General features: G+C 52.1%; 10 protein-coding genes and 1 tRNA gene. 4 read left to right on the top strand and 7 right to left on the bottom strand.

The window, feature by feature from the left end; all coding sequences use genetic code 11:
• Positions 1-30 precede the first annotated feature (30 nt).
• From WN59_RS04825 to WN59_RS04815, 3 genes are all read left to right on the top strand, one after another.
• Positions 31-1,935 (top strand): BglG family transcription antiterminator, encoded by a 1,905-nt coding sequence (locus tag WN59_RS04825; protein ID WP_046513488.1) that lies wholly within the window; start codon positions 31-33, stop codon positions 1,933-1,935.
• 58 nt (positions 1,936-1,993) lie between these two features.
• A tRNA-Ala gene (locus WN59_RS04820) sits at positions 1,994-2,066 on the top strand.
• A gap of 129 nt (positions 2,067-2,195) precedes the next feature.
• Positions 2,196-3,407: a DUF819 family protein gene (locus WN59_RS04815; protein ID WP_046513484.1), complete on the top strand. Its 1,212-nt coding sequence runs from the start codon at positions 2,196-2,198 to the stop codon at positions 3,405-3,407.
• Between the two features lie 206 nt (positions 3,408-3,613).
• Here the strand turns inward: WN59_RS04815 and manA are convergent, their stop codons facing one another.
• Genes manA through WN59_RS04795 form a run of 4 tightly spaced genes read right to left on the bottom strand, consistent with a single transcriptional unit; the run spans position 3,614 to position 7,810 of the window.
• Positions 3,614-4,564 (bottom strand): mannose-6-phosphate isomerase, class I, encoded by a 951-nt coding sequence (manA, locus tag WN59_RS04810; RefSeq protein ID WP_046513479.1) that lies wholly within the window; start codon positions 4,562-4,564, stop codon positions 3,614-3,616.
• Positions 4,565-4,575: 11 nt separating this feature from the next.
• Positions 4,576-5,097 (bottom strand): GNAT family N-acetyltransferase, encoded by a 522-nt coding sequence (locus WN59_RS04805; protein ID WP_046514327.1) that lies wholly within the window; start codon positions 5,095-5,097, stop codon positions 4,576-4,578.
• Between the two features lie 11 nt (positions 5,098-5,108).
• A complete protein-coding gene (locus WN59_RS04800) occupies positions 5,109-7,070 on the bottom strand; it encodes a PTS fructose transporter subunit IIABC (protein WP_046513476.1) in 1,962 nt (653 codons plus the stop codon).
• A 29-nt stretch (positions 7,071-7,099) separates the two neighbouring features.
• Entirely contained in the window at positions 7,100-7,810 is a 711-nt protein-coding gene (locus tag WN59_RS04795; protein WP_046513471.1) for an MOSC domain-containing protein, read from the bottom strand.
• Positions 7,811-7,989: 179 nt separating this feature from the next.
• Between WN59_RS04795 and WN59_RS04790 the strand changes: the two genes are divergently transcribed.
• Positions 7,990-8,256: a hypothetical protein gene (locus WN59_RS04790; protein WP_046513468.1), complete on the top strand. Its 267-nt coding sequence runs from the start codon at positions 7,990-7,992 to the stop codon at positions 8,254-8,256.
• A 42-nt stretch (positions 8,257-8,298) separates the two neighbouring features.
• Here WN59_RS04790 and WN59_RS04785 read toward each other — a convergent pair whose 3' ends face one another.
• From WN59_RS04785 to gntK, 3 genes are read right to left on the bottom strand one after another with little or no spacing between them, the layout of a single operon-like run.
• Positions 8,299-9,258, bottom strand: coding sequence for a plasmid pRiA4b ORF-3 family protein (locus WN59_RS04785; protein WP_046513465.1), 960 nt, complete (start codon positions 9,256-9,258; stop codon positions 8,299-8,301).
• 15 nt (positions 9,259-9,273) lie between these two features.
• Positions 9,274-10,698 carry an IS1096 element passenger TnpR family protein gene (locus WN59_RS04780; RefSeq protein WP_046513462.1) on the bottom strand — a complete coding sequence of 475 codons (1,425 nt, stop codon included), beginning with the start codon at positions 10,696-10,698 and terminating at the stop codon, positions 9,274-9,276.
• A 22-nt stretch (positions 10,699-10,720) separates the two neighbouring features.
• Entirely contained in the window at positions 10,721-12,238 is a 1,518-nt protein-coding gene (gene gntK / locus WN59_RS04775; protein WP_046513459.1) for a gluconokinase, read from the bottom strand.
• Between the last annotated feature and the right edge of the window lie 25 nt (positions 12,239-12,263).

Raw genomic sequence — 12,263 nt, 5'->3', positions numbered from 1 at the left:
TACAAAGGGATGAGGAAAAGGTGATCAAAAATGTTGGAACCAAGGCAGCAGGCGATTGTACAGGAACTGATGAAATATGACTTCCCGGTGTCCGGCGCCCATCTCGCCGGGCTGAATGATGTGACGGCCCGGACCATCAGGGAGGATATCAAACTCATCAATTCAGAAATCAATGGCGAGGGCGCAGAAATCCACTCTCTCATGGGCAAAGGCTATCTCCTTGCCATAGATGACGACCATGCCTTCAAATCATTTCTGAAATCATCGACGGGCCATGCTTACGGAAGACCATCCTCTCACGAAGACCGCGTAGCTTTCATCATATGCGAACTGCTCCTGGCCGGCAGATATGTAAAATCCGATGACCTCGCAGATGAACTTTTCATCAGCCGGTCGACGCTGCAGAATGATCTGAAAGCTGTCAAAAATATATTTGCACAGTACAATCTTGCAATCGAATCCAGGCCAAACTACGGCATGTATGCATCCGGCACTGAAATGGACATGAGATTCTGCCTGAGTCAATATGTGTTCGACCACCGGGTCTACAAATCCGAACCGGCATCAGCCTATTTCGACAGCGGAGAAACCCGCATGATACACGAAGTGGTGACAGAAGCACTTGATGAGAACAACCTCGTCATTACGGACATAGCCATCAACAACCTCGTCATCCACATCGCGATTGCACTGCACAGGATACGCGGCGGGCACTCGGTGGATGAACAGAATACGGCATTGAATACGCTCATGAACCACCGGGAACAAAAAATTGCGAAAAGAATCGTCGACAGGTGCGAATCTTTATTCCGCGTGGCTTTTCCGGCTTATGAGACCATCTATATCTCGCTCCATCTGTCAGGAACCAAAGTCATCAGCCAGACAGGCAGCGACATCGAAAAGGGCTATGACAGGGAACTGCAGCGCATCATAGACCGGACGCTCAGGGCGGTGGACAGGCAGTACACCATGCAGATCCGGAAAGATAAGGAGCTCAGGCCTTCCCTGCTGCTTCATCTGAAACCTGCCATCAACCGCCACCGCTTTAACATGAATGTCAGAAATCCGATGCTCGGAGACATCCGCAAGCATTATCCATTGGCATTCGAGATTGCCGTTTTCGCGGGCAAGATTATCGAGGCCGAGACGAAAACAGTGATGGATGAAAATGAAATCGGCTATATCGCCCTGCATATCGGCGGTGCAATCGAACGCAGCAAACTGAAAGCCGCACCGAAAAAATGCATTGTCGTGTGTGCATCGGGCGCCGGCACATCCCAGCTCATCTACTATAAGCTCAGGAACCATTTCGGCCAGTCACTTGAGGTTGAGGATACGCTGCAATACTACAAGCTTGGAGAGTATCCGCTCTCCGGGCTCGACTTCATCATCAGCTCCATCCCCATCGAAGCCGAAGTTCCGGTGCCGGTCATCGAAGTGAATGCGATCATGAATGATAGTGACCTGAAGAAAATCGAGACATTCATCGTCCGTCACGAATCCAATGCATTCAGCGACTATATCAGGGAAGACCTCATATTCATCAGACAGCAGCTGGATTCCAAAGAGGCTGTCCTATCCAATTTCGATGACAGGTTCAGGGACAGGGGTCTGACCGACGATTCTTTCCTGTCTTCCGTCATGGAACGGGAGGCAGTTCTGCCGACATCATTTGGCAATCTGATCGCCATCCCCCATCCAATTGTTCCACAGTCTGCGGAAACTTTCATGTCATTCATGACACTGGACAAACCGGTAACATGGGGGGAACATAAAGTGCAGCTCATCTGCATGCTTATGGTCAAAGAAGGAAGTCACGAAGATCTGCAGTCCGTCTATGACAATCTGGGTGAAATCATCGAAGATTCGGATAGAGTCAAAAATCTCATCAATGCAGACGACCCACATGACTTCATCAAAAAGATTATTAAGTGAATAATGTATTGAATAAATTCCGGATATGTCCTACAATAGGGTATGTGTTCAATACATAGGGGCCATAGCTCAGCTGGGAGAGCGTTGCGCTGGCAGCGCAAAGGTCAGGGGTTCGAGCCCCCTTGGCTCCATCGTTTTATATAAGACCGCAGGATTTCCGATTCTGCGGTCTTATTTTTTTACTGTATTTTATTGCCTGAAAAATTAGATATCTCCCTCTTTTTCGATTATAATCGGATTCATAAAGGGGGAAATACATAATGGATTCTTTGATTTCACCGGATGAAAGCTGGCTTTTGTGGGGATTTCTCGTAGGATGGGCGGCAATCTCCATATATCTCGAACAGAAATTCGAATGGGCATCGAAACTATCCGGTGCCATCATCGCGCTTGTCGGCGCGATGCTTCTTGCAAACTTTGGTGTGATACCTATTGAATCACCAACCTATGACATTGTATGGGCATATGTTGTGCCTCTTGCCATACCACTGCTTCTCTTCCAGTCCAACATCATAAGGATATGGAAGGAGAGTGGACGGCTGCTCATGATCTTCCTGATCAGCTCGATCGGAACAGTCGCAGGGGCAATCATTGCATTCTTTCTTCTGAAAGAATACATTCCCGCAGTCGATCAGATCGGCGCCATGCTTACCGGCTCATACACAGGCGGCGGAGTTAACTTCGCCGCAATGGCAACCCGTTTCGATGTTGGCGGGGAAACCGTGTCATCGACCGTAGTGGCGGATAACCTGCTGATGGCACTGTACTTCCTTGTACTCATCGCCATTCCGGCAGTCGGATTTTTCAAGAAGAACTACAGGACACCGTACATCGATGAAATCGAAAAGAACGGTGCCGATAACGGTAACCAGGCCGCTTCATACTGGAAGCGCAAGGAGATTTCACTCAGCGATATCGCCCTCGCCGTGGGCAGTTCATTCGTCATCGTGGCAGTATCATTCAAGCTCGCAGAATTTTTCACCAACGTCATACCTGATGATGCAAACATCTTCCTCACAGTTTTGCGGGGCATCATCGGCGATGACTACCTGATGCTCACGACGATCACCCTGCTGCTCGTGTCCTTTATCCCCAAATATTTCAGCAGCATAAACGGCGCGCAGGAAATAGGCACATTTCTGATATACATTTTCTTCGTGGTCATCGGCGTCCCGGCGTCCATACCACTGATCATTCAGAATGCACCGCTGATCCTGCTGTTTGCGGCGATCATCGTCTTCATCAACATGATTGTTTCCTTCTCTTTCGGGAAACTCTTCAAATTCAGTCTCGAAGAGATCATCCTGTCGAGCAACGCCAACATCGGCGGTCCGACAACCGCCGCAGCCATGGCAATCTCGCGCGGCTGGACAAAACTCGTCGGCCCGATTCTGATCATTGGTACACTCGGCTATATCATCGGTAACTATATCGGCACCGGGCTTGGAGTCTGGTTCGCCGGGATGATGTAGAGCCGAGTCCGAGGGCTAACGGTCATTCGTTTGCGATTCCAATGACTGTTAACGTCCTAACGGTCACTCGTTTATCATTCCAATGACTGTTAACGTTCTAACGGTCATTCGTTTACGATCCTAATGTCCGTTAAACCACAAACAACCTTCAAAATAAAAAAATCCAGGCATCGTCTCCCCCAAAAAGGAGGAGTCCCTGGATTCATTTATGGATGGGAGACGATGAGTTCCATATCTCCCCCGAATTTAATGTCTTTCACCCCGTTCGGCAGGATGAAATGAACGCCTTTGGCCAGCTTATACTCCTGGCCTGCCACTTCGATGCTGCCATGACCCTCTGTAACGTCTGCCTGCAGGAAGTCTGCGCTGATGGAATGTTCCGCTTCACCGTCAATTTCCCATTTTTCCACTGTGAAATACTCCTCTTTGACCAGCTGCTGGATGGTCATGTCATCCTTCTCGATGGTCCCGAAGTCCAGTTTCACGTCTTCATGGGGGATGTTGGTCACGGCTTTCGCCCGGTCCAGATGCAGTTCACGGGTGTTGCCGTCTTTATCCCGCCTGTCGTAGTCATATACACGGTAAGTGATGTCAGAACTCTGCTGCACTTCAAGGATCGTGATGCCGCGCCCGATGGCGTGAATCGTACCGCTCGGAACATAGACGAAGTCGCCTTTTTGGACTTTGACATAGCGGAACAGCTGCTCCCACTCGCCATCGTCCACCATTTTTTCAAATTCGCTCTTGTCTTGCGCATTGTGTCCGAGTATCAGGTTCGCACCCTCCTGTGCTCCAAGTACGTACCAGCATTCTGTCTTGCCGTAGGGCTCGCCTTCCACTTCCTGCGCATACCGGTCATCCGGATGGACCTGCACTGACAGGTCATCAGCTGCATCCAGTATTTTGACGAGGAGCGGATACTCGCCACTGGTCTTCTTATTGAACAGTTCACCATGATCTTCCCACAGCTGTGCAAGTGACTTCCCTGCAAACTCGCCTCCCGCCACTGTGGACGATCCGTTCGGATGGGCGGATATCACCCACGCTTCCCCCGTCGTCTCCGACGGGATTTCATAACCATATTCTTCACGGAGCTTCGTTCCGCCCCATATTCTTTCCTGCAGTACCGGCTTCAAAAATATTGGTTCCTGTAACATATTACCCTCCATTAACTGTGATAACCTGACTGGACCCAGACCCTTACCTCCCACGAGTGGACGATGAGCGGTTTCCAGCCCATACTGATGAACAGCCGGATCATCACCGCATTATTCACATCCACTTTCAGATAGGCGTCCTGGTAGTTGTCCTGAAGCATGTTCATACCTTTTGAGAGAAGGGGCATGCCGAGCCCATTTCCCTGGGACTCCGGTATGACGTTGAACCAGTGCAGCCGCCCGCGCAGCCTGTCCTTCACCGTGCCGTGCCATGCGGTGACGGTGCCGACCAGTTCCGAGTTTTCGTTTTCGATAAAGATCATATACTTGCCAAGGTCGGATACTTTATCAAATTCCCTGTGAAATCTTTTCAACGCATCCCTATGACTGTCAAATTCCCCTGATTCCAATAGAATGTGCGCCCAATCCTCTTCCAATCCTCTTTCGTAACGGACAAATGCATACCCTTCCGGCAGTTTGTAGACCTGAATGTCGGTCAGGTTATGCTGAAGATAAATCAGTGTTTTTCTCATGACAATCATCCTTATTTTACTTGTTCCAGCAGTTCATATACCCCTTCTTTCGAATCTGCTTCCAGCAACTCATTCCTGAAATCGTTATCCATCAGCTTGCGTGACAGCATCTGCAGTATTTTCAAGTGGGCGTCTCCGGCCGCTTCGGTCGGCACGGCAATCATGAAGATGAGTCTGGCGGCCGTACCGTCCATGCTGTTCCAGTCGACACCTTCTGTACTCCTGCCGTAGACCACTGCCGGATGCTTCACTGCGTCCGACTTACCGTGCGGTATGGCGATGTTCATCCCCATACTCGTCGTACCTTCCGCCTCTCTTGCGAGAATCGCTTCCTTGTATGATTCTTTCGATGAAAGGACACCCTTGTCATCCAGTTTCCCGATCAGTTCATCAATGACCGCATCACGGGCAGCTCCTTCGAGATTCACCTCGATCAGATCTTTGTCCATGATATCGGTAAGCTTTTCCACTTCGGGTTTTTCCGCAGTTTCTTCCTTCTCCTCCGGTGAGGGCGCGGGTTCTGATGCGGGCGCTTCCTCTTCTTCATCCATCGCCACTTCACCGACACCCGCGGCCTCAACACTCACCGTCTTCTTGAGTGCATTTACCATGAATGCCGTAACGACGACGCCGACTGCCGCCGCGACGAAGAACATCAGCACATTATCCACTGCACCGAGTACTGCGACGATCGGGCCGCCGTGGGCGACGTGATCACCGACGCCGCTGAGCATTGCGATGACCGCGCCCGTCATTGAGCCGGTGACGATGCTCGGGATGACGCGGAGCGGATCCTGGGCAGCGAAAGGAATCGCACCTTCCGTAATGCCAAACAGACCCATCGTAAACGATGCCTTGCCCGCTTCAATCTCCGCCGGGTTGTATTTCTTCCTATTGATGAATGTCGCAAGCCCCATGCCGATCGGCGGGATACAGATTGCGACCGCAATTGCACCCATAATCGCATAGTTGCCTTCAGCAATCATGCCGACGCCGAAAAGGAAAGCGACCTTATTGAACGGGCCGCCCATATCGACCGCAATCATGCCACCGAGTATGATCGCGAGCAGTATGGAACTTGCCCCCTGCATGCCTTCAAGCCATGTCGTGAGCCCGTCGAATAGCGCGGATACCGGCGCACCGATCACATAGATGAAAAGGAGCCCGACGATGATCGTGCCGATGATCGGCAGGAATATGATTGGCATCACGGGTTCCATCGCCTTCGGCACCTTGATCTTCTTGAGTGCCAGGACGATATACCCTGCCAGGAAACCGGCGATGATCCCGCCGATGAACCCTGCGTTCGCTTCCGTTCCGTAAAAGCTGCCGTTGGCTGCGATATAGCCGCCGACTATGCCGGGTGCAAGGCCCGGCCGGTCGGCGATACTGTAGGCGATATACCCTGCCAGTATCGGCACCATGAATGCAAAGGAGGCACCCCCGATCGCTTCAACCTGCTTCCAGAATGAACCATCCGGGATGACGATGCCGCCCTCCGTCTGTTCACCACCCAGTGTCAAAGCAATCGCGATCAGAAGCCCGCCGACCACGATGAATGGAATCATGTAGGAGACACCATTCATCAGGTGCCGGTAGATTGGGTTCTCCTTCCGTTTCTTCTCATCCTTCACTTCATCCGCCGTCTTCATCCCGGCCTTATACACGGGGACCTCGTCGTTTTCAAACCGCCTGATCAGTTCTTCCGGCCTCCTGATGCCTTCCTGTACACCGACCGCAAGAAGTCTTTTGCCTGCAAACCGTTCTTTTGATACATCCTTGTCACTTGCGATGATGATGCCGTCCGCCGATTCGATATCGGCCGCCGTCAATTCGTTTTCGGCACCGATCGACCCCTGAGTCTCAACTTTCATATCGATGCCCAGTTCATCCGCCGCCTTTTGAATATTCTCCGCTGCCATATAAGTATGGGCGATGCCCACCGGACACGCTGTGACCGCCAACAGTTTCATATGTTTTTCCTCCCCCGTGGATTGTCCTCTCATCTGTTCGGCCCATAGACTCTCTTATCTATACCCCCTTCTTTGCCCATGAGACGTTTATTTAACGTATTTTTCCAATTATCAGCGAGCAGTTCACATGATGCCAGACTCTCCGCCAGACCAATGTTCCCCTTCTGCTCATACATCACTTCATTCGCCGCCCGGATTGTCCATTCCGGATAGGGGCGGCTGACGAGTTCAAGCGTATCACCGGCTTTGACCCTGCCCTCTTCAAGCACCCGGAAATACCAGCCCGTCCGGCCCGTCTTCTGTATACGGAGCGCAAGGTCCAGTATTCTGTGGCGCCTGGCCGGCTTCCAGCACGGACGCCTCGGCTGGGAGACCTGGACGCGCGCCTCCCCCATCTGGTAGGTATCACCGATGCACACGGATGATTCATCCATATTTGTAACAGACAGGTTCTCACCGTTGCCGCCGGGCGCAATACCAATCCCGAGCTCATGCCGCCAGTGCGCATAATGCTTCGCCGCATATGCGAACACCGCCTTCTCAGGCCCGCCGTGGTTCTTCTTGTCGGCCACCTCATCACCGGCAAAGCCGGTTTCCGACAAAAAGACCGATGAATCCGTCTCCATCTTGAAGATACCGCTCTCCCACGGCCGCTCCAGCTTGTCTTCAGCCTGCGGGTCGCCAAGCTGCTTCACTCCGCCGGTGAATAATCTATCAATGCAAGGTTTCTCCACTGCCATCCCTCCATAATACGAAATATTCTTTATTCTACCGTCTATTTTAACACGTCCCGTATGCAGCTGCAGTCCGCCGGCCGACAAATCATCTTTGTTTCATTCCAAATGCCGTTGTGAGATAATTGAGATGAATAAAAACCTCAAACGCCGATATTTTCTTTACCTGAAAGGAAGGATACATTATGGGAAAAGTCACAAAATTGATAGGTGCAGCGTGTGTCGTGGCGGGTGTTGCGTATTTATCTAAGGAAGATAACCGTGAGAAAGTGAAAAGTGGAATTGACAAGGCAGTGAGTGCGGCAGGCAGCTGGACGAAGGATCCTTACACACTCCACCTCGGCAAACCGGATGAGGAACAGGATGCGAACATGGTGGACGAAGGCGCCATGACCAGTGTCCAGTACTATAACGAACTCCGTTCCGAAGCATCGGCGGATGATGAGATATGAAAATGACGGCAGAATCCATTTCGGGTTCTGCCGTCATTGTTTTTACATATCCACGGTCGGGTCGTTCGACTCCGTTACCGGTTCTTTGCCCCGGAATATCTTCTCCAGGGTACGGTTGATTGACTTTTTGGGATATCTCTCCTTATAATTCTGAGATTTCGCCCAGAGCAGCCACTCTTCGTGTTCAGGATGCGCCTTGTCTTTGATCGTATCGTGCACTTCCCTGAATCCGTCAACGCCGCCAGAGTCCTCTACCGGCCCCGGCCCTTTATGGCGCAGGACTTCAGGAATGCCGGGAGCGTCCAGCGTCACTTTCTCGAGCACCTCGACTTCATGCATCCAGTCATCCCCGTAATCATAGACATAGGTGATGGCACCTGCCCGGGTGAGGAACGGGGCGATTTCCGTTTCACTTGCCAGCAGGTGTTCCGGGCCATCCGCCATCCGGAACCCATCCGCCATTTCAAGTGCATATACGAAAATTCTTTCACCTTTACCGAAGAACGATGACAGATGGCTGCCCTGCCATCCCATCGCCTTCTGGATGACGAGATGCAGTTCATAGAAATTGAAATCCCGAGGCACCATGACCTCCCGCCACACCGGTGTATGCGCACCTTCCAGCGTAATCCTGAGCTTCAGGGCATTGTATGCAGGCTCTGAAGATTGCTCCTTCTCCTCATACCTTTTCTCCGCTTCATGGATGTCAATGAGGCGCGAGAGCCTCCGGACCACTTCCAAGTGGATAAAACCGCTGTCCTCACCGCCCGGCAGTATGATACGGTTCTTGATCAGGTGAAAATATTCACCCGGGTTGATTGTAATCTCGTAGAAACCTGACAGCGGGCGGACCTTCATCAGCTTTTTGATCAGCCTGCGTTCGCCGGGCTTCATCTTCTCTGCGATCTTCGACATGAAATAGTCATCGTTGATGTATGAAACGGACATATCTGCAAGTGCGTCGTCCTTCAGAACCACATGGTAAAATCGTCTTAGATCCATTTTATCCTCCAAATATCAGATATTGAATTCAGTCACCGGATGGGCTTTGGCAAACTGCTTCGCGAGCCTGTTGTTGATCGCCGTCATCGGATAGCGTTCCCGGTAGTTCATCATGCGCACCTTCTCGAACGTCCGGGCGTAATCCGGATGCTGCCTGTCGCCGAGGATCTCAAGCGTTCGCTCGAGTCCTTTCGGGCCGCCCACATTCTCTATCGGCACCGGGCCGCCGTAGTCACGGATGGCCGGCACCCGGTAGTCGATATTGATCCTGTCCGCTATGCTGACTTTCACGACATACCCATCCACCGATTCATACTGATAATAAACTTCCCCGACCCGCTCAAGCAGTGCGTCAGCCTGGGTGAAACTCGCCACAAGTCCGCCGGGCTCCCCGCTGTCCGCCTGCGCTTCATTCATCAGCAGCAGGGATTCATATATGGTGAAGCCATCGGCTGTGAACCTTGACGGGCTGCTGCTCCTCCAGCCCATGATTTCCCGTATGATCAGATGGAGTTCGTAGAAATTGATCCCCGCCGGCACCTGTACTTCCCGCCATACGGGTTCATGTGTCTCCATGACCTCAAACATGAGGGCGTAGGCATTGAAATCGCCCCGCGCCGGTTTGTTTGCCCCCTGCGGTCTCCGCTCTCTGTTCACGGCGTCGAAATTCACGGTTTTCAGCGTATCCAGGACCTTCTGGTGCATCACAAAGTAATGTGCATGCACTTTGACGATCAGCCCCAGGTTTCTCGCTTCCTCCCACCTGGATTTCGCTTCATATACATTATAGTCCTTTTCCACGTTGTCCCGGATGATTCTGAATTCCTCATCACCGATATGGAGCAGTATTTCCGCAAGGAACTCAGGGGATGTGAGGAGGGAGGTGATATGGCGAAGATAGTCATCCTTCTGGTTGCCTTCAGTCTCACTGCCGAGCCGTCTGAGCATCGCTTTCAGCTCCCGCCATGTCAGATTGTTGTAGAGCCAGTATATCGGCCCCCTGTAGATCTCTTCAAGGCGTGAAATATCCCGTGGATTGAAATCCTCATCACGGTGGATGAACATATCCACTGCCGGCAGCACACCGGTGTCTTTCAGCGCCGCATCGATTGCCATGACGATGTCATGATGGATGACGCCGGCGCCATCTCCCTCCTCCAGTATGTACTGGTAGTCGATCAGCGCACCGTATTTCGATACATCATAATCGATGTGATGGAGCTTTTCCGCAGGCTCAATGTCAACAAGGTCGCGCACAAGCGCCGCCTCCCTCATCGATATATGACCCGCCACTTCGGACAGGATGTCCTGATCGGCGATGCTTTCCGTCTTGAATTCCGCCAGTGCGCCGATTGAATCGAATGATTCATCGCTCATCAACCCCGCCCGCACCAGTTCATTTTCCTCGAGAAAATGATCGAAAAAGCTTTTCAGATCCATTTTCCCACCTCCCTTTCCGTAATCATTTCCTGAGTTCCTGCATGCGGCCGTAAAACGCGCCGAGTGACCTGCCGATCTCTATATAGACGCTCATGACATCCTGGTATTTCATATAGGTCTCCTCATCGGGGTGATAGGCCTCATCTTCACCGATGAAACGAGACGCGGCAACAAGGCTGTCTATTTCGCCCAGCGCATATAATCCCAGTATGCACGCGCCGAATGCACTTGATTCATATGATTCCGGCACATGCAGCGCTTCGCCGAAAACATCTGCCATCAGCTGCTTCCACAGAGCGCTGCGGGCGAATCCGCCGCTCGCCTTTATGGAGCGCACTTCCGTCATCTGCTCCCGGAGCGCAAGGTAGACGCTGTACAGGTTGTACACTACCCCCTCCATCGCCGCGCGGATCATGTGCTTCCGTTCGTGGGAAAGTGTCAGTCCGTAGAACGATCCCACCGCTTTCGCATCCCACAGAGGGGCACGTTCGCCGGCAAGGTACGGGTGGAATATCAGACCGTCACTCCCTGCAGGCACACTCTCCGCCGCCTCGGTCATGATTTCATACGGATCACGCCTGCATGTGTTGGCCTCACTGATTTCCTGCTGGCACAGCTCATCCCGAATCCATCTTAAAATCACGCCGCCGTTGTTCACCGGCCCGCCGATGACGAAAGCACCAGGCGTCAGATGATAGCAGAAGGTGCGCATCTTCACATCTGTACGCGGTCTGTCGATTACTGTCCGGATTGCGCCGCTCGTGCCGACCGTAATGGCCACATCCCCCTCATGTATCGCATTGACACCGAGGTTTGCAAGCACCCCGTCACTCGCCCCGATGATGAGTTTCGTGTCCTGGGAAATGCCAATATCACCGGCTGCATCTTCATCCATGCTGAAAATTTCCGTCGTATCCACAAGCTCAGGCAGCTGGTCTGCCGACAGCTCCAGCATGGAAAGCAATTCAGTGTCCCACTCCGATGTTTCAAGATTCATCAGCCCCATGCTGCTCGCGATTGAGCGGTCTACCGCATATTCGCCGGAGATTTCCGCGAATACATATTCCTTTATACCCATGATTCTTCCAATCTGCGCATAAAGCTCCGGTTCTTCATTTTTAAAATGGAGCAGTTTGACGAGCGGGTTCATCGGGTGTATCGGCGTCCCCGTCCGGCGGTAGATTTCAAGGCCGTCCGCTTCATTCAGGCGGTCCGCATAATCACCCGCACGGCTGTCCGCCCATGTGATGCACTCGGTGAGCCGTTCACCTTTCCTGTCCAGCAGGATCATGCTGTGCATGGCGGATGAGAACGAAATGAATTCGATGCTGTGGCCGCATCCGTTGCGGGATACCAGCAGTCGGAGTGCCCGGAAGGTCCGTTCGAGTATCTCATCCGGATCCTGTTCCGCGGTTTTTGCATCAGGTGTATGGAGCGGATAATCCCCTGTCTCTTTATCTATAAAGGTGCCGTCCATATCGAACAGCACAGCCTTGACGGCCGTGGTGCCGATATCGAGACCGATCATATGTCTTTTCATAGAACAACTGCCTTTCGCCGTCAAT

Origin of the sequence: Salinicoccus sediminis, assembly GCF_000986795.1 — a bacterium.
Lineage (GTDB): Bacteria > Bacillota > Bacilli > Staphylococcales > Salinicoccaceae > Salinicoccus > Salinicoccus sediminis.
Note: the sequence above shows the minus strand (reverse complement) of the source record. Positions and strands in the feature narration are given on the sequence as shown.